Source organism: Rheinheimera sp., assembly GCF_030824435.1.
Lineage (GTDB): Bacteria > Pseudomonadota > Gammaproteobacteria > Enterobacterales > Alteromonadaceae > Pararheinheimera.
Genome location: NZ_JAVBXS010000048.1, coordinates 16035 through 32921, shown reverse-complemented (window position 1 = coordinate 32921; position 16887 = coordinate 16035). Strand labels below are relative to the sequence as shown.

The following is a 16887-nucleotide window of genomic DNA, read 5'->3' as shown; positions in this document are numbered from 1 at the left end:
CAGAGAACAGAGGTTGTGATGAATCGTTTTTGCTGGGTTTTATTGTTGTTTATCTTTGGTTGTAAAAGTACCCCTGATCAGTTTGTCTACAGTTCAGGTGCACTCAAACAAGACAATGCGGAATTTCTGCAGCAGGTACAGGCGCAGCAATTTAACAAAACTGAACTGGCACAAGTGGCTGAATATGCTTTTAAAAATGGCCGTTGTGATAAGGCCTTGTTATTGGCAGAAAAGTTTCAGTTGCCGGTGAATTTGCGTTCGGCGTATCAAACCTTGTTTCAGTGTCTGATGCAAAAACAACAGTTTGCCATGGCGGAACGGGCGCTTAGTCTTGGTGCGGATCCGGCATTTGTGTCTTCTGCAGAGGCGGAGCAGGACACTGCTTTGGTGCTGGCGGCGCGTTTTGGGCAAATCAGCTTGCTAAAGGCACTGATCCGCCGTGGAGAGACTCCGGGCAAAGCAGCATTTTATGCCGGTGTCAGTGGTGATATTCATCGTGATCCGGGTTTGTCACTGCAATTACTCGAACTATTTAAACCTTATGTCAGTCGGGCAATGCTACGTTATCGCAGTGGTGATGCGCCTGTGTTGTATCAGTTATTAAGCAATCAGTTTCCCGAAGCCGCAGTGATACCTGTGGTGCGGGAGTTATTGCAGCTTGGGGTACTGCCAGATGATGGCCAGCAGCGTAATGCAGTACATCCGATAGGTGCAACCTTTGCTTATAAAGACACTCCTTTATTATTGGTGGCTGAATCTTCCCAGATAGCGGCTTTATTATTAAAAGCCGGCGCCGATCCTGCGGCTCGTGCCAAACGTCAGCGGGCAGAGCGTTTAGCTGCACTGCGCGCCGGTATGAACACCAAACAAGGACTGATCACAGATATCCGGGCTACCGGCGTTCAGGTGCAGGATAACAATGGCAGCCGCTGGCTGGATTGGCGTCATATCGACATTTGATGGTGTTTTTGACGCTTGAACAGCCAGAGTTGCTGCCGCGGGATGGCCACAACTTGTGTTATCCGGTGAACAACAACGCAGCAGCACAGCGCTGACTGGTGGTGGCAATCACAAACAAAAGTGCCTTGTTTGCCACCTGACTTTCCAAGGCCATTTATTCATAAAAACAGCCAGTTGACACATGGCAGACAGCCATACAGACTGAGCGCAATTGAGCTTTTATAAAAAGGAAATCACCATGTTTATGCCTGTCATCATGGCTGGAGGTTCAGGGACGCGTTTGTGGCCACTGTCGCGTGGCAACTATCCAAAACAGTTTCTGGCGCTCACCGGCAGCTCTACCATGCTGCAACAAACTTTATTGCGCCTGCAGGGGTTGCCACACAGTGCGCCGCTGTTAATTTGTAATGAAGAACATCGTTTTATTGCAGCTGAACAGCTGCGGCAATTGGCTGTTACTGAAGGCACTATTTTACTGGAGCCGGCAGGGCGCAACACTGCACCCGCTATTGCGCTGGCGGCATTTAAAGCAACGCAGGGCTCAGAAGACCCTTTATTGCTGGTACTGGCGGCTGACCATGTTATCAGTGATACCAAAGCATTTCAGGCCGCAGTCACGCAAGCAGAGCAGTTTGCCGCATCAGGTAAACTGGTTACCTTTGGTATAGTGCCGACTTTGCCTGAAACTGGTTATGGTTATATCCGTCGTGGTGCTGTCAGCCAGAATGCTTATCTGGTGCAGTCTTTTGTGGAAAAACCCAATCTGCAAACCGCTGAACAATATCTTGCCAGCGGAGAATATTATTGGAACAGCGGCATGTTTATGTTCCGAGCATCAGTGTATTTGCAGCAACTGAATAAATTCAGACCTGATATTTATCAGGCCTGTCAGGCCGCTTTGCTCGACCAGACGCCGGATTTGGATTTTATCCGTATTAATAAAGATGCTTTTATGGCTTGCCCGGAAGACTCTATTGATTACGCCATTATGGAACCACTGACGGCCAATCATTCGGATGAAGTGGTGGTAGTGCCGCTGGACGCCGGCTGGAATGATGTAGGTGGTTTTGCTGCACTTTGGCAGGTTGCCGAAAAAGACGAAGCAGGCAATGTGCTGCAGGGCGACATTATGACCGATAGCACACAGAATTGTTTTATCCGTAGCGAAGAGCAGCTGGTGGCCACAGTTGGTGTCAGCGATCTGGTGGTGATCAGCACTAAAGATGCGGTACTGGTGGCTCACAAAGACAAAGCGCAGGACGTTAAAGCAATAGTGAACCAGTTAAAAGCGGCAAAAAGACCGGAAGCGACTTTCCACCGTGAAGTGTACCGCCCCTGGGGCAAATATGATTCGATTGACCATGGCAGTCGTTTTCAGGTGAAACGTATTACGGTAAAACCAGGTGCCAAGCTGTCAGTGCAGATGCACCATCACCGCGCTGAACACTGGATAGTGGTGTCAGGCACCGCCAAAGTGACTATTGACGGTGTTGATCAGTTCCTGACTGAAAACCAATCTGTTTATATTCCAATTACTGCGGTGCATGCCTTGGAAAACCCGGGCAAAGTTGCGCTGGAATTGATTGAAGTGCAGTCCGGCTCTTACCTTGGCGAAGATGACATTGTGCGTTTTGAAGACCGTTATGGCAGGGCCTGAGATGTATCGCAAAATTGATTGTGTCAAAGCTTATGATATTCGCGGCAAACTTGGCGAGCAGCTTGATAACGATGTGGCGTACCGTATTGGCCGCGCTTTTGGTGAATATCAACAAGCCAAAACCGTGGTCGTCGGTGGTGACGTGCGCGCCACCTCCGAAGCATTAAAACTGGCGCTGGCAGATGGTTTGATGGATGCCGGTGTGGATGTGATTGATATAGGCATGACTGGCACTGAAGAAGTGTATTTTGCCACTTTTCATCTGGGTGTCTGTGGGGGCATTGAAGTAACCGCCAGCCATAACCCACTCGATTACAATGGCATGAAGCTGGTGCAACAAGGAGCCAGACCTATCAGCTCCGACAGCGGTTTATTGCAAATTAAACAACTGGCTGAGCAGGGTGATTTTAAAACTGTTAGTCAACGCGGTAATTACCGTCAACAATCTATCCTGCATGATTTTGTTATACACCTGCTGACCTACATTCAGGCGAAGAACTTCAAGCCGCTGAAAATAGTGGTAAATTCCGGCAACGGTGCCGCCGGTCATGTGGTAGACGCGCTGGAGCAGGTTTTTGCTCAGCAGCAAATTCCGATCCGGTTTGTCAAAGTGCATCACGAACCCGATGCGACTTTCCCCAATGGCATTCCAAATCCTCTGCTGGTAGAAAACCGTGCTGATACTTCAGCAGCTGTGCTTGCCCATCAGGCCGATTTTGGTGTGGCATGGGATGGCGATTTTGACCGCTGTTTTTTATTTGATGAAAAAGGCAGTTTTATTGAAGGTTATTACATCGTTGGTTTATTGGCAGAAGCCTTTTTACAAAAAAACCAGGGCGCCCGTATTATTCACGACCCAAGGCTCAGCTGGAATACCATTGATTTAGTTGAAAAAGCTGGCGGTATTGCTGTGCAGTCGAAAACTGGCCACGCTTTTATTAAAGAGCGGATGCGTAAAGAAGATGCGGTGTATGGTGGCGAAATGAGTGCCCATCATTATTTCCGCGATTTTGCTTATTGTGACAGCGGCATGATCCCATGGTTGTTGGTGGCAGAGCTGCTTTGTGTCAAAAACAGCAGTTTATCGGCCATGGTACAACAACGTATCGCTGCTTTCCCTTCGTCCGGAGAAATCAATTTCACAATTCAAGACCCTGCCGCCAAACTGGCAGAAATTTTGGCTTTATATCAGGGGAAAGCGCTGAAGGTTGATCATACAGATGGGATCAGTGTGGAATTTGCCGATTGGCGTTTTAACTTAAGAAGTTCCAATACCGAACCTCTGGTGCGGCTGAATGTAGAAAGCAGGGCTGATATTGGGTTGATGTTGGCCAAAACAGCTGAGTTATCGGCTTTATTACAGGCAAGCTAACGCATTGTGCTTAAAAATAAAAAATCCGGCGTTGCCGGATTTTTTATTTGCTGCAGTACAGCGTCAAGAGCCTGACGGCGAACCGGCCGTGACTGCCGGTTCCCTACATTACTCAGGCCAGTTCAATACGCTGAATTTGTACAGCAGAAGATGGCTCATTGTCGTCGTCCGCTTCAACCAGGCCCACTGGTACCTTTGGTACTTCCACTTTATCAAAAGCGGTGTCGCCTTCGGCCACTTGTACACCATGTTGTACCGCGGCAAAATCAAACAGGTTTTTATCAATCATATGAGAGGGCACTATGTTCTGCATGGCCTGGAACATCGTCTCGATGCGGCCGGGGAAACGTTTATCCCAGTCCTGCAGCATTTCTTTTACCACCTGACGTTGCAGGCCATCTTGTGAGCCACACAGGTTACAAGGAATAATTGGGAAACCTTTGGCAGTTGAGTACTTTTCAATGTCTTTTTCGCGGCAATAAGCCAGCGGGCGGATCACGATATGTTCGCCATTGTCACTTTGCAGTTTTGGTGGCATAGATTTCATTTTGCCACCATAAAACATGTTTAAAAACATGGTTTCAATCATGTCATCGCGGTGGTGTCCCAATGCAATTTTAGTGGCGCCCAACTCTTTGGCAGTGCGGTATAAAATGCCACGGCGTAAGCGTGAGCAGAGTGAACAGGTGGTTTTGCCTTCCGGAATTTTATCTTTGACGATGCTGTAGGTGTCTTCGGTGACAATTTTAAAATCAACACCAATCCGGCTTAAATAACCCGGTAATACATCGGCCGGAAAACCCGGTTGTTTTTGGTCAAGATTGACCGCAACAATTGAAAAATCAATAGGTGCAGATTGTTGTAAATTCAGCAGAATGTCCAACAGAGTGTAACTGTCTTTGCCGCCTGACAAACACACCATCACTTTATCACCCGCTTCAATCATGCCAAAGTCGGCGATAGCCTGACCGACACCACGGCGCAAACGTTTATGCAGTTTATTCAGATTGTATTGGGCTTTAGCTTCTGCAGCATGTGACATAACAACACCAGATTGCGAAAAAATGGCGCACATTATAACGGATTGGCACTTTTTGCCAATCCGCAATGCTCAAACTGAGGGCTTAGTTTCAGGGGGCGACCACATTAGCGTCTGGTCTTAATGCCAGCACGTCACAATCGAGGCGATCTATCACATGTTCAGCGGTATTGCCAATAATGGCAGCCGACAGGCCAGTGCGGCCTATGGTGCCAATCACCAGCATTTCTGCGTCCAGACTAGTGGCAACTCTTGGGATCACATCTTCCGGCATACCTTCCTGCACATGGGTCTGGTTCGATGGAATATTAAACTCAGCTGCCAATTCGGCAACCGCCTGTTGGTGATGGTGTTTCATATTGTCGTTGTATTCAGCCGGGTTAAATTCCGGAATTTCAATGGCAACATGAATGGGAGTGCCAGGGTAGGCATTCACCAGATGTACTTCACCTTGCAGCATGTTTGCAACAGCCTGCGCCTGACGAATAATACGTTTGTTCAGTTCAACATGATGAGGTTGTTCGCTGCCCGCATTCACTGCCGCCAGAATTTTGCTATGTAAAGGCCAGGCATGCTCTTTAACCAGCAACACAGGGCAGGGGCATTTACGCAGAATATGCCAGTCGGTTGGCGTGAAAATCATTGATTTAAGCACATCATGGTTATGAGTGCCTTTGATCACCAAATCATAACCATGGTCGCTCACGGCTTTCACAATGGCTTCAAAGGGTCTGTTATGCCATACCACCGAAATGGCAACCGCCATGCCTTTTGCCCTTGCCGGCGCTACCAGCTCGCTGATCCAAAGCTCCCTGTCGGCAATGACCGCCTGACGCATCGACTCACGCTCTTCGCCGGAGAGCATGGTGGTCATTTCATAAGAGAAGTCGTAAATAGATAAAAACGCAGTGAGGCGACAAGCAGTATGTTCGGCCAGCTCCAGCGCGCGGGCTAACGCCTTTTGTGTTTGTTGGCTGGGGTCAAGCACCACCAGCACGTCCTGATAAGTTGCCATGTCATTCTCCCGATTGAATTTACACTAGTGGTTAAAGTGTAGCCAACATATCGGTTTTCTGGCAGGCAAAGCTTAACCTGGATCAAATGCGGCTTAACTGGCGATTTTTGCCATGCCGGCAACTTTACTCAGCGCCTCAAAATTGGTGATCACAATCAGCTTACCGTCGACATGAATCAGTTCGTCTTTATGAAAACGCCCAAGCAAACGGCTGATCGTTTCGACCGTCAGACCCAGATAATTGCCAATTTCGCCGCGGGTCATGGTTAAACGGAATTCTTTTTTGGAAAAACCACGGTTGCCAAAACGTTGTGCCAGATTGGTTAAAAAAGCTGCCAACTTTTCTTCAGCGGTTTTGCGGTTTAACAACAACATCATTTGTTGATCACCGGAAATATCCTGGCTCATCAGCCGCATCAGTTGCTGGCGCAGTTTGGGCAGTTGGTCGAGCAAAGATTCCAGCGTATGAAACGGAATTTCACAGACCATGGCGGTTTCCAGCGCCTGAGCATAACTTGGGTGTTGCTGAGTGCCGATGGCATCAAAACCTATCACATCGCCCGGCAGATGAAAGCCGGTGATTTGCTCTTCACCCTGTTCGGTCAGGGTGTAGGTTTTAAAAGAGCCGGTACGAACTGCATAAAGTGCCTGCAGCGGTTTACCCGCTTCAAATAAATGATCACCTTTGTGGGAAGGGCGTTTGCGCTGGATGATGTCGTCCAGTTTATCAAGTTCAGCTTCGTTGAGGGAAAAGGGTAAACATAACTGGCTAAAGCCACAGTCCTGGCAATTAATAGACGAAGTGCTCATTACAAAGGTTTCCATTTTAATGCCAAAAAATACCCAACCAGCTTAAAAAACTAAACGGCGAAGTGCAAGGTAAATTGTCTGCAAGCCGTACAGGCTAAGCAATAGTGCAATTGCGTAACGTACTACAGCTTTGTTTTTTAGTTGTTGGACTGTGGCTGCTGCCTGTCCGGCCAATAATAACGCCGGCAAGGTACCCAGACCAAAACCCAGCATCCAGATTGCACCTTGCAAAGCTGAGCCGCTGGCCAGCGACCCCGCTAAAGCCGAATACACCAGACCACAAGGCAGATAACCCCAGCACAGGCCATAACCAAAGGCCTTTAGGGTTGAATCAAGTGGTAATAAACGCGCCGCAACCGGCTGAATATAACGCCACAGCTTTTTACCAAGGTTCTCCAGCGCGGTCAGGCCTGTCCAGAGCCTGCTGATGTAAAGTGCCATCAGCACCAGCATCAGACCCGACAATAACTGCAATAGAGGTTTGCCGGCACCAGCCAGCATCATACCTTGCATCCCCAGCCAGCCGGTCAGAGCGCCAAAAAGTACATAACTGCTGATACGGCCAGCGTTTAATGCCAGTTGCAGTTTGAGTTTTGCTACCGGGTTTTGGTTTGGCATCATCATTTGTAATGCACTGACCAGACCGCCACACATCACCAGGCAATGACCACTGCCGAAAAAACCTATCAGTAACGCAGGCAGCAGGGCGGATAGCAGTTCAGCTGGTGCTGTCATCAGTTTTTTTGTCCGGCTCTGACTTTTTGTGCTGTTGTTTTTCGTCAAACAAAATACTAAAAGCTTCTTTATCCAAATCGTCAAACTGTCTGGATTTCACCGCCCAGAAAAAGATGGCCAGGCCCAAAATAACAAACAACACGGCAATCGGAATTAATACTGAGATAATGCTCATTGTTTTAATAACCTGAGTGAATTGGAAACCACCAATAAAGAACTGAACGACATGCCGATCACCGCCACATAAGGCGACACAAAACCACAAACGGCCAGTGGAATAATGACCAGATTATACCCAACAGCCCAAAGTAAATTTTGCCGCACTACTTTTTTTGCCAGTTTTGCCCCGGCAATAAGCTCAGACAACAAAGATAAATCGTTGTGCAGCAGCACCACATCGGCCTGGTTCTTTGACAAATCAGTGCCTGAATCAAGCGCTACCGACACATGAGCAGCATGAAAACACGGGCTGTCGTTAATGCCATCACCCACCATCAATACAGTGTCGCCTTTAGCTACAGCCTGCTGAATATGTTCAACTTTCTGCTCCGGCGTGCAGGATTTCCACAGCTGCTGCACACCAAGCTGCTGCGCAACTTCTTCTGCCTGAGCTGAGCTGTCACCGGTAATAATACTGGTTTGAATGTCCAGTGCCTTTAAGCTTTGCATCAGCGTTGTGGTTTCAGGGCGCAACGCGTCTGAAAGCACAACAGATGCAACCAGCTCACCCTCTATAGTGCAATACACATGGGCACCGCTTTGAGCTTGCTGGCAAAAGCGTGCGCTGCCTACTTTAACCATCAGCGGTGCTGTTGCAGCCTGTGGTTGCCAAAGCGCAGACAAACCAGCACCCACCTGCAACTGAACCTCTTTGAGGTCAAGTTGCCGGCTATGCTGCGTGGCAAAAGCCCTTGCGATTGGGTGTTCTGAATATGCTTCCAGATTGGCAATCAGATTGCATAATTCATCAGCGCTGTAGTGGTGTTGATGGACGACAAATGTTTGAATGCTAAAACGGCCCTGTGTCAGGGTGCCGGTTTTATCAAAAAACACTCTGTTGAGTTTGGGTAACACTTCCAGCACTTGCTGGTTTTTGATTAGAATGCCTTTGCGATTGAGCCTGGCTAAAGCGCAGGTTATCGCTGTTGGGGTGGCAAGGCTGAGTGCACAAGGGCAGGTGGCGACCAATACAGATAAAGTCACCCAAAATGCCCGGTCGGCATCGATAAAAAAGTACCAGACAGCAAAGGTGAAGCTGGCTATCACCAATAAACGCTGCACAAAAAAACGGGCAATTTTGTCGGTTTTTTCAAGAAGTTGTGGTTTTTGATGCAAGGTTTGTTGTTGCAATAAAATAATTTGACCAAGGCGCGATTCTGTCAGCGCTTTTTGCACCTGTACCACCAATATACCGTCATGATTCACGCTGCCGGCGAGCACAGTATCACCGGGCGCTTTGGCAATGGCTTTGTATTCCCCTGTCAGCATCGACTCGTCAGCGCTGCTTTCGCCACTTTGCACCACACCATCAGCCGGAATAGTTTCACCAGCTTTAACCAGAATCAGCGTGCCCGCATTTAAACGCCGTGCTGAAGTTGCAGTTGCTTGTTGACCGTCCCATAACCAGGCGCTGACCGGCATAACTTTCAGCAGATTACTGGTGGCGTCACGCGCTTGTTTACGGGCGCGGAATTCAAAAAATTTACCCAGTTGCAGTAAAAATACAAACATACAAACGGATTCAAAATACACTTCGCCGCTGTGGCTGATTGTGGCGTAAGTGGACGCTAAAAAGGTGTAATACAGTGCCAGCACTATAGGCACATCCATATTCAGCTCTTTTGCTTTAAGGGCACGCCAGGCGCTCTGGCTAAAAGGCGCTGCGGCAAAAAACATCACGGGCAACGTCAGTAGCAGACTTATCCAGCGTAAATAACCTTCGTATTGTTGTTCTATGCCGGTGTATTCACCAAAATACAAACCAAAAGCCAGCATCATCACCTGCATCGACATAATGCCGGAAACGGCCAGGCGTTTTAAATAAGCGCGCATTTCCTGCTGGTAGCTTTGCTCTTCGTTATCGGCAATAAAAGGGCTGGCCTGATAACCGAGTCCGGCAATGCCTTTAAGCAAGACACTCAGCTGGGTTTTTGCCGGGTTCCAGCGCAGTGCACAACGGGAAGTTGAGGAGTTCACTGATGCACTGGCAACGGCCGGGTCTTGTTTCAGTTGTTTTTCAATCAGCCAGGCACAAGCGGCGCAGCTCATGCCACTGATAGACAGTTCCACCTGCTGCCATTGACCGTCCTGGGTGGTCAGGTCGCCGAGCACATCGGCATTGTCATAACTTTGCAGTTGCTGTTGCAGTTTTTCCGGCAATGGACTGGCTTTGCTGGCAGGGGCGGTACGAAAACGGTAGTAGTCACCAAGCCCCTGTGAAATGATGTTCTGCGCCACAGCTTCACAACCGGGACAACAAAAAAAACGTTGTTGCCCGTCAAATGCCTGGCTAAAGTTGCTGCCAGACGGAACCGGCTCATTACAATGAAAACAGTTTTGCAGCTGGGGCTTTGTCATATCAATACGTCAGCTTGATTTCACCCTGATGGGGTAATGTCAGTTCGGCGCGCAGTTTCCATTGCTGGCTGTTGTCTGTCACCACCAAATTCCATTTACCGCTTAAAGTTGTTGGCAACTGTGTGATATATAAATTTTCGCCGCTGCGCTCAGCCTTCACCACAAAATCTTTAGCGGCCACAGTGTTATGCACAAATTGCAGTTCCAGTGTATCGCCAAGCTCCGGCTTACTGGCAAAACGCACCACGGCTTTATCGGCGGCCAACAGAATATTGGCTTGCAGGTTGCGCAGCGCCGCTTCTCGGTACTTGGCCAGATTCATATTAATGGCTTTACCTTCGGCGTAATAGTCATCCACCACCAAATCGGGTTTTTGCTGATTCATGATATAGATGGTGTGGGCGGCTTTAAACATGGTCAGCACCGGCAGGGCTATTAAAGCCCATGGCCAGAATTGTTTGTACCAGGGTTTGATCAACATCTGTGTTCCTCTGCTGCATAACAATAAGCCCCGAGAGCGGGGCTTATTGCAGCGGTTTAACGCTTTATCAACGACAACTGATTATTTAGTGTCGTCCGGACGGGATAACCGGTATACGTAAGCGGCAATCACGTGGATTTTATCTTCACCTAAAGTGTCTTTAAAGGCTGGCATTACACCGTTACGGCCTTTATTTAACGAGGTTTCGATAGAACCGGCTGAACCACCGTATAACCAGGTATTGTCGGTCAGGTTCGGCGCGCCAAATGGCAGGTTATGTGCCAGACTGCCTTTACCGTCTGCACCGTGACAGGCTGCACACATACCAAACTTGGCTTTACCTGCAGCTGCGTCTTTGTCGTTGACTTTACGGCCTGACAAACTCAGCACATAAGCGGTCATTTCTTTAACGCCTTGTTCGCCTAAAGCATCACCCCAGGCTGGCATTGCTGCTTTACGGCCGTACATCAGGGTTTCTTTGATCTTGTCGACAGTACCGCCATACAGCCAATCATTGTCAGTCAGATTTGGGAAACCACGTTGGCCACGGGCATCAGAGCCATGACACTGGGCACAGTTTTGCAGGAACAAACGTTGACCTACTTTCAGGGCCTGGGTGTCATACGCCAGCTCATCAATAGGACGGCTGGTGTATTTGGCAAACTCTTTGGCAAAAGTTTCGTCGGCTTTCATATATTCACGATCCAGCTGTGACGGGGTACCGGCAGCTTTTTGTGCTTCAATGGCGGCTTTTGATTCTGCTAAAGATTTGATGCCCTGATTTGAGCTGGTCCAGCCAAGCAGGCCTTGCCAGTTACCGAGGCCAGGGTAAGCTGCAAAATAAAACACTGACCAGACGATGGTGGCGTAGAACATAATGGTCCACCACTTTGGCAGTGGATTATTAATTTCCTCAATACCATCAAACTCATGACCTGTGGTTTTGCCTTCGTCCACACCTACATGGTTTTTTAAGTTCCATGTTAATAACACAGTACATAACACGATACATGCGATCGTTAAGATTGTGATCCAAGCACTCCAAAAGCTACTCATGATCCGACTCCTGTTGTTGTTTTTGTTGTGGCTTTTGTTCGTCAGCAAAGATTGCATTTGCTGCGTCGTCAAAATCTGGTTTGCGTTTAATCAGAAAAACCCAAACCAGAAGTCCAACAAAAGCCACCAAAATAATCACGGTATAAAAGCTGTGAATCGTTGCGTAGTCCATAGGGATTACTTCAACGCTGTGCCGAGTGATTGCAGATACGCAATCAGGGCTTCAATTTCTTTTTTGCCTTTTACAGCGGCTTCGGCACCGGCGATATCTTCATCAGTGTAAGGCACGCCAAAAGAGCGGAAAGTCTCCAGCTTTTTCGCCGTCAGTTTGCCATCCAGCACGTTTTCATCCAGCCATGGGTAACCAGGCATATTTGACTGTGGCACAACAGAACGTGGATCCATTAAGTGAGCATAGTGCCAGTCATCGCTGTAACGACCACCAACACGGGCCAAATCAGGACCAGTACGTTTAGAACCCCACAGGAATGGATGTTCCCAGATGCTCTCACCGGCAACAGAATAGTGACCATAACGTTCAACTTCATGACGGAATGGACGGATCATCTGGCTGTGGCAATTGGTACAACCTTCACGGATAAAAATATCGCGGCCTTCCATTTGCAGCGCAGTATAGGGTTTTAAACCATCAACAGGCTCAGTGGTTTCTTTGATAAACATCAAAGGGGTAATTTCAACCAGGGTACCAAAGCTGATGGCTACCACAGTTAAAATAGCCAGCCAGCCAGCGCTTTTTTCGATTTTTTCATGGTAATTCTTAGACACGATAAGCTCCTTATGCCGCTTCTGCTACTGGCTCTAACACGCCTTCTTTGGCACGGACTGTTTTAATCACGTTGTAAGCCATCACCAGCATACCTGTGACTACAAAAAGACCGCCGATAAAACGCATCAGATAGAACGGGTAAGAAGCTTCCAACGACTGTACAAAACTGTACGTCAGGGTGCCGTCAGTGTTCACTGCACGCCACATCATGCCCTGCATAATACCGCTGATCCACATAGCAACTATGTACAGTACAACACCAGTGGTATGTAACCAGAAGTGAGTGTTAACCAGTTTCACGCTGTACATACGACCCTGACCAAATACGGCCGGAATTAAGTGATAAAGTGCACCGATGGACACCATGGCAACCCAGCCTAAAGCACCTGAGTGCACGTGACCAACTGTCCAGTCAGTATAATGAGATAACGCGTTTACTGATTTGATTGCCATCATCGGGCCTTCGAAAGTCGACATGCCGTAGAAAGACAGCGATACAATCAGGAAACGTAAAATAGGGTCTGTTTTCAGTTTATGCCAGGCACCAGATAAGGTCATGATACCGTTGATCATACCGCCCCAGCTTGGCACAAACAGAATCACTGACATCACCATACCCACAGACTGAGTCCAGTCAGGCAGGGCAGTGTAGTGTAAGTGGTGCGAACCGGCCCAGATGTACAAGGCGATTAAGGCCCAGAAGTGCACAACAGACAAACGGTAAGAATACACCGGACGGCCGGCTTGTTTTGGTACGAAGTAATACATCATACCCAGGAAGCCCGCTGTTAACAGGAAGCCTACTGCGTTGTGGCCATACCACCATTGCACCATGGCATCCACTGCGCCGCCGTAGATAGAATAAGATTTGGTCAGAGACACCGGGATCACCATGCTGTTGACAATGTGCAGCGCAGCAACAGTGATAATAAAACCGCCGTAGAACCAGTTGGCTACATAAATATGGCTGGTGGTACGTTTAATCATGGTGCCGAAAAACACAATGGCGTAACAAACCCAGACGATAGTAATTAATACGTCAATCGGCCATTCCAGCTCGGCGTATTCTTTGCTCTGGCTGATGCCCATCGGCAGGGTAATAGCAGCGGCAATAATGACAATTTGCCAGCCGATAAAGGTAAACATCGCCAGTTTTTCTGCATAAAGCCGAACCTGACAGGTACGTTGCACCACGTAATAAGAGGTTGCGAACAAGGCGCTGGTACCAAAAGCGAAAATTACCGCATTGGTATGAAGAGGACGAAGTCGGCTGTAAGTCAACCAGGCTGTATCAAAGTTCAGTGCTGGCCAATATAATTGCGCCGCTAATAAAACACCTACTGTCATGCCGACTATACCCCACAACACTGTTGTGAGGGCAAAGAGGCGGACAACCGTGTAGTTGTAGTCAACATTTAACGATTTGGTCTGGCTCATGTTGAGTTCCGCTGCAGTTTTTTGCTAGTTATTAAAAAACACCCTTGGGGGTGACCCTTCTTATAATAGACCGATAGTTTAGCAAGGTTTTTCTGACACAACCTTGTTTTGCCTGCCAATCTTTGGGCGCGATAATACGAGTTTTACCCCCAAAAAGATAGGCGGACTCGCCGGTTTTATGATGTAGAACAATGTTGCTGTTCAGTTTTTAAGCGCAATGGCTTAAATTTCACAGTCCTGTGTCTGAAGCCTTACAATAGGCGCAGATAAATGAGGTAAACAACTTGTGATGAAAAGTGTATTTGGTTGTGTTTTGCTGATGTTAGTTGGATGCACACCCCAAGAAAACGTCAAAACAGCAGTTGCACGTCAGGTGCAACTCAAAACATTTAACCTGACTTATCTGCCTGGTGATATGCCGGTAGAAACGCCCTTGTTGCTCAAACTAGATACCGGCAAAGAGGCGGTTTTGGCAGTTAAAGGCGTCATTCGCGGCAAAACCATGTATATGGGCGAAATACCGTTGCGGTTTCAGTTAAAGCAGCAACAATGGCAGGCTGAACTGATGTTAGGCGCCTGCACTGAACCGCGGATGTTGTGGCAACTTGATCTTGAAGTAACTTATCAAAACGGTGAAACAACAAAGCTGCAAGACGTGTTTTATTCGCGCTGGCCGGATTAAGCCATCATCATCCTGCTGTTTTTAACCACCAGACAATTTAACTGCTGATAACTTAACCCTGGCAACCTAATCCCAGACAACTTAACCACAGACAATTTGCTTTAACCGCGGATAATTTGTGTTAATGATAATGGCTTAGCTTCCAAAGCGAGCCTTGCACTTTCAATACAGACAAACTCACCGGCAGCCCCCAAATGCATATCCGCCATAGCCCCGGCTTTTGGATGACCGGGGTTCCATAACACACTGGCGTCATGGCCATGTTGCGCAATTGTCAGCTGTGGAGTGGTGCTATTTGCTAGCGAAAGAGTCAGTGTCCTGGCGGTATCCGGATAAACCCGGTCAATTTCACCCTGAAAATGCAGCTGAGCTTCGTTAAGCTGCAATGTGCTGTTGCTTACCTTGTCATAACATTTTAATGGCAAAGGACTGACAACAGCTCCTTCAGCCTGTGCTACCTGAAAATAACTGTGCAAAGCCGCTTGTTGCATCATCAGGCTGTCGCAGCTTAATTGCAGCTCCAGAACATCTGATAATGTCACCTGATAAATTAATCTGACCGGTTTATTGTCTTTAGCAGTTTTATGGGACCACGGCAGCTTAGCAAGCTCAATGATAAAACTGATGGATACAGCCTCCGCTGAAATATGCTGTTGCGTCATTTGCCAGAATGCTGTGCGCACCAAACCATGATTGGGCAGAATTGCAGCTTCAGGACCAAATTCAGCAGCGGCTTTACCAAACCATGGCCAACAAATGGGCACTCCACCGCGAATGGCGTTGTTGTTTTGCCACTTTGCCTTTTGCGATAGCCACAACAGTTCACGGCCGGCGGCATTTTGGTACGACAACACCTGAGCGCCATAAGCGGACACCACCACAGTGGCACCATTGGCGTTGAGTTGGTAACAAGGTAAACCGGCTAAAGAGCCAAAACCTGACAGTTGTTGAATAGAGTTATTGTGCATTGTTAAAACCGGACAATAAAAAGTGGTGAGATTATTGATGAAAAAGGCGACCGGAGTCGCCTTTTTGGGTTATTTATTTGCTGTCGTAAAAGTGTGTAGCGGGAGGTCGTTTTTGTGACGGCCAACAACTGCACACTTAACAGCGAATTGAACAGCTTAAGCTTTCATCATTTGTACTGTGTTATCGAGCATACGGTTGCTAAAACCCCACTCGTTATCGTACCAGGCCATTACTTTGACTAAACGGCCATTCACCCGGGTTTCAGTGGCGTCAAAAATAGACGACATCGGGTTGTGGTTAAAGTCCACAGAAACCAGCGGTAAATCATTGACTGCAAGTACCTGGTTCATTGGGAATTCGCCGGCAGCTTTGCGGATAATGTCGTTCACTTCTTCAACAGTGGTGTTGCGACCAGCAATAAAGGTTAAGTCAACCAAAGACACGTTCAAAGTTGGCACGCGAACCGCTAAACCATCAAATTTACCTTTAAGTTCTGGCACCACTAATCCAACAGCGGCGGCAGCGCCGGTTTTGGTTGGGATCATCGACATAGCGGCTGCGCGGGCACGGCGCACGTCGGTGTGATACACATCGCTTAACCGCTGGTCGTTGGTGTAAGCATGAATAGTGGTCATCAGGCCAGATTCAATGCCAAGCACATCATTTAACGGTTTAGCTATGGGTGACAAACAGTTGGTGGTGCAGCTGGCATTGGAGATGATGGTCATGTCAGGGGTGATCACATTGTGATTTACACCATAAACCACTGTGGCATCTACATCTTTGGCCGGTGCTGAGATAATGACTTTTTTCGCGCCAGCCGTTAAATGGGCGCCTGCACTTTGGCGATCAGTAAAAAGACCGGTACATTCCAGCACAACATCTACGTTTAAGTCGGCCCACGGCAAGTTGGCCGGGTTACGCTCGCTCAGGGTGAGAATTTCGTCCTGATTAACAAAAATGGCTTTATCTGAATGTTCAACGTTGGCCTGGAAAATACCATGTGCAGTGTCGTATTTCAGTAAGTGGGCGTTAATAGCAGCGTCACCCAGGTCATTAATAGCCACGACTTTGATGTCGTACGACTTCTTACTTTCATATAAAGCACGTAAAACATTACGGCCGATACGGCCAAATCCATTAATTGCGACACGAATTGTCATGGCTCACCCCAGATGTTTGTCAATTGTGTAGTAAAATTACATGTTTTTTGCCATTTTTCAAGCTGAAAAACGTTATGCAATCGTATTTATGTAATTTAATGACATAAAGCCGCATTTAGCCATCGAAAGTAATTTTTTACGTCGTAT

Annotated in this window: 17 protein-coding genes; 4 read left to right on the top strand and 13 right to left on the bottom strand. The window is 47.8% G+C overall.

Going from position 1 to position 16887, the window contains the following annotated elements:
* The first annotated feature begins 18 nt into the window (after positions 1-18).
* From RCH83_RS10875 to RCH83_RS10865, 3 genes are all read left to right on the top strand, one after another.
* Entirely contained in the window at positions 19-960 is a 942-nt protein-coding gene (locus RCH83_RS10875) for a hypothetical protein (RefSeq protein ID WP_306521896.1), read from the top strand.
* Between the two features lie 238 nt (positions 961-1198).
* Positions 1199-2617 (top strand): mannose-1-phosphate guanylyltransferase/mannose-6-phosphate isomerase, encoded by a 1419-nt coding sequence (locus RCH83_RS10870; RefSeq protein WP_306521894.1) that lies wholly within the window; start codon positions 1199-1201, stop codon positions 2615-2617.
* 1 nt (position 2618) lies between these two features.
* Positions 2619-3989 carry a phosphomannomutase CpsG gene (locus RCH83_RS10865; RefSeq protein WP_306521892.1) on the top strand — a complete coding sequence of 457 codons (1371 nt, stop codon included), beginning with the start codon at positions 2619-2621 and terminating at the stop codon, positions 3987-3989.
* Positions 3990-4101: 112 nt separating this feature from the next.
* Here RCH83_RS10865 and ttcA read toward each other — a convergent pair whose 3' ends face one another.
* The 11 genes from ttcA to ccoN all read right to left on the bottom strand — a co-directional run bounded on the left by ttcA (position 4102) and on the right by ccoN (position 13926).
* Complete coding sequence (ttcA, locus tag RCH83_RS10860; protein WP_306521890.1) at positions 4102-5031, bottom strand: tRNA 2-thiocytidine(32) synthetase TtcA; 930 nt, start codon at positions 5029-5031, stop codon at positions 4102-4104.
* A gap of 88 nt (positions 5032-5119) precedes the next feature.
* Positions 5120-6043 carry a universal stress protein UspE gene (gene uspE / locus RCH83_RS10855; protein ID WP_306521888.1) on the bottom strand — a complete coding sequence of 308 codons (924 nt, stop codon included), beginning with the start codon at positions 6041-6043 and terminating at the stop codon, positions 5120-5122.
* 93 nt (positions 6044-6136) lie between these two features.
* Positions 6137-6853: a fumarate/nitrate reduction transcriptional regulator Fnr gene (gene fnr, locus RCH83_RS10850; RefSeq protein ID WP_306521886.1), complete on the bottom strand. Its 717-nt coding sequence runs from the start codon at positions 6851-6853 to the stop codon at positions 6137-6139.
* Between the two features lie 42 nt (positions 6854-6895).
* Positions 6896-7588, bottom strand: a complete 693-nt coding sequence (locus RCH83_RS10845) for a sulfite exporter TauE/SafE family protein (RefSeq protein WP_306521884.1) — start codon at positions 7586-7588, stop codon at positions 6896-6898.
* Positions 7572-7763 carry a cbb3-type cytochrome oxidase assembly protein CcoS gene (gene ccoS, locus RCH83_RS10840; protein WP_306521882.1) on the bottom strand — a complete coding sequence of 64 codons (192 nt, stop codon included), beginning with the start codon at positions 7761-7763 and terminating at the stop codon, positions 7572-7574. The genes RCH83_RS10845 and ccoS overlap by 17 nt, the downstream gene beginning before the upstream one ends.
* Positions 7760-10165: a heavy metal translocating P-type ATPase gene (locus RCH83_RS10835; protein ID WP_306521880.1), complete on the bottom strand. Its 2406-nt coding sequence runs from the start codon at positions 10163-10165 to the stop codon at positions 7760-7762. Before RCH83_RS10835 ends, ccoS begins: the two co-directional genes overlap by 4 nt.
* 1 nt (position 10166) lies before the next feature.
* Positions 10167-10646, bottom strand: coding sequence for a FixH family protein (locus RCH83_RS10830; RefSeq protein ID WP_306521879.1), 480 nt, complete (start codon positions 10644-10646; stop codon positions 10167-10169).
* 81 nt (positions 10647-10727) lie between these two features.
* A complete protein-coding gene (gene ccoP / locus RCH83_RS10825; protein ID WP_306521877.1) occupies positions 10728-11702 on the bottom strand; it encodes a cytochrome-c oxidase, cbb3-type subunit III in 975 nt (324 codons plus the stop codon).
* Positions 11695-11874, bottom strand: coding sequence for a cbb3-type cytochrome c oxidase subunit 3 (locus RCH83_RS10820; protein WP_306521875.1), 180 nt, complete (start codon positions 11872-11874; stop codon positions 11695-11697). Before RCH83_RS10820 ends, ccoP begins: the two co-directional genes overlap by 8 nt.
* Before the next feature lie 5 nt (positions 11875-11879).
* Positions 11880-12488 carry a cytochrome-c oxidase, cbb3-type subunit II gene (ccoO, locus tag RCH83_RS10815; protein WP_306521873.1) on the bottom strand — a complete coding sequence of 203 codons (609 nt, stop codon included), beginning with the start codon at positions 12486-12488 and terminating at the stop codon, positions 11880-11882.
* A gap of 10 nt (positions 12489-12498) precedes the next feature.
* Positions 12499-13926, bottom strand: a complete 1428-nt coding sequence (ccoN, locus tag RCH83_RS10810) for a cytochrome-c oxidase, cbb3-type subunit I (RefSeq protein WP_306521871.1) — start codon at positions 13924-13926, stop codon at positions 12499-12501.
* Between the two features lie 289 nt (positions 13927-14215).
* Here ccoN and RCH83_RS10805 point away from each other — a divergent pair, with 289 nt between their 5' ends.
* Complete coding sequence (locus tag RCH83_RS10805) at positions 14216-14608, top strand: hypothetical protein (RefSeq protein ID WP_306521869.1); 393 nt, start codon at positions 14216-14218, stop codon at positions 14606-14608.
* Positions 14609-14709: 101 nt separating this feature from the next.
* Here RCH83_RS10805 and RCH83_RS10800 read toward each other — a convergent pair whose 3' ends face one another.
* Both RCH83_RS10800 and gap read right to left on the bottom strand, forming a co-directional pair.
* A complete protein-coding gene (locus RCH83_RS10800) occupies positions 14710-15576 on the bottom strand; it encodes a D-hexose-6-phosphate mutarotase (RefSeq protein ID WP_306521866.1) in 867 nt (288 codons plus the stop codon).
* Positions 15577-15732: 156 nt separating this feature from the next.
* Positions 15733-16740, bottom strand: a complete 1008-nt coding sequence (gene gap / locus RCH83_RS10795; protein ID WP_306521864.1) for a type I glyceraldehyde-3-phosphate dehydrogenase — start codon at positions 16738-16740, stop codon at positions 15733-15735.
* Positions 16741-16887 lie beyond the last annotated feature (147 nt).

What these genes read in the sequence shown, in the direction of transcription:
- RCH83_RS10875 (WP_306521896.1), top strand. Translation starts at nt 19, where the DNA reads ATGAATCGTTTTTGCTGGGTTTTATTGTTGTTTATCTTTGGTTGTAAA.
- RCH83_RS10870 (WP_306521894.1), top strand. Translation starts at nt 1,199, where the DNA reads ATGTTTATGCCTGTCATCATGGCTGGAGGTTCAGGGACGCGTTTGTGG.
- RCH83_RS10865 (WP_306521892.1), top strand. Translation starts at nt 2,619, where the DNA reads ATGTATCGCAAAATTGATTGTGTCAAAGCTTATGATATTCGCGGCAAA.
- ttcA (WP_306521890.1), bottom strand. Translation starts at nt 5,031, where the DNA reads ATGTCACATGCTGCAGAAGCTAAAGCCCAATACAATCTGAATAAACTG.
- uspE (WP_306521888.1), bottom strand. Translation starts at nt 6,043, where the DNA reads ATGGCAACTTATCAGGACGTGCTGGTGGTGCTTGACCCCAGCCAACAA.
- fnr (WP_306521886.1), bottom strand. Translation starts at nt 6,853, where the DNA reads ATGAGCACTTCGTCTATTAATTGCCAGGACTGTGGCTTTAGCCAGTTA.
- RCH83_RS10845 (WP_306521884.1), bottom strand. Translation starts at nt 7,588, where the DNA reads ATGACAGCACCAGCTGAACTGCTATCCGCCCTGCTGCCTGCGTTACTG.
- ccoS (WP_306521882.1), bottom strand. Translation starts at nt 7,763, where the DNA reads ATGAGCATTATCTCAGTATTAATTCCGATTGCCGTGTTGTTTGTTATT.
- RCH83_RS10835 (WP_306521880.1), bottom strand. Translation starts at nt 10,165, where the DNA reads ATGACAAAGCCCCAGCTGCAAAACTGTTTTCATTGTAATGAGCCGGTT.
- RCH83_RS10830 (WP_306521879.1), bottom strand. Translation starts at nt 10,646, where the DNA reads ATGTTGATCAAACCCTGGTACAAACAATTCTGGCCATGGGCTTTAATA.
- ccoP (WP_306521877.1), bottom strand. Translation starts at nt 11,702, where the DNA reads ATGAGTAGCTTTTGGAGTGCTTGGATCACAATCTTAACGATCGCATGT.
- RCH83_RS10820 (WP_306521875.1), bottom strand. Translation starts at nt 11,874, where the DNA reads ATGGACTACGCAACGATTCACAGCTTTTATACCGTGATTATTTTGGTG.
- ccoN (WP_306521871.1), bottom strand. Translation starts at nt 13,926, where the DNA reads ATGAGCCAGACCAAATCGTTAAATGTTGACTACAACTACACGGTTGTC.
- RCH83_RS10805 (WP_306521869.1), top strand. Translation starts at nt 14,216, where the DNA reads ATGAAAAGTGTATTTGGTTGTGTTTTGCTGATGTTAGTTGGATGCACA.
- RCH83_RS10800 (WP_306521866.1), bottom strand. Translation starts at nt 15,576, where the DNA reads ATGCACAATAACTCTATTCAACAACTGTCAGGTTTTGGCTCTTTAGCC.
- gap (WP_306521864.1), bottom strand. Translation starts at nt 16,740, where the DNA reads ATGACAATTCGTGTCGCAATTAATGGATTTGGCCGTATCGGCCGTAAT.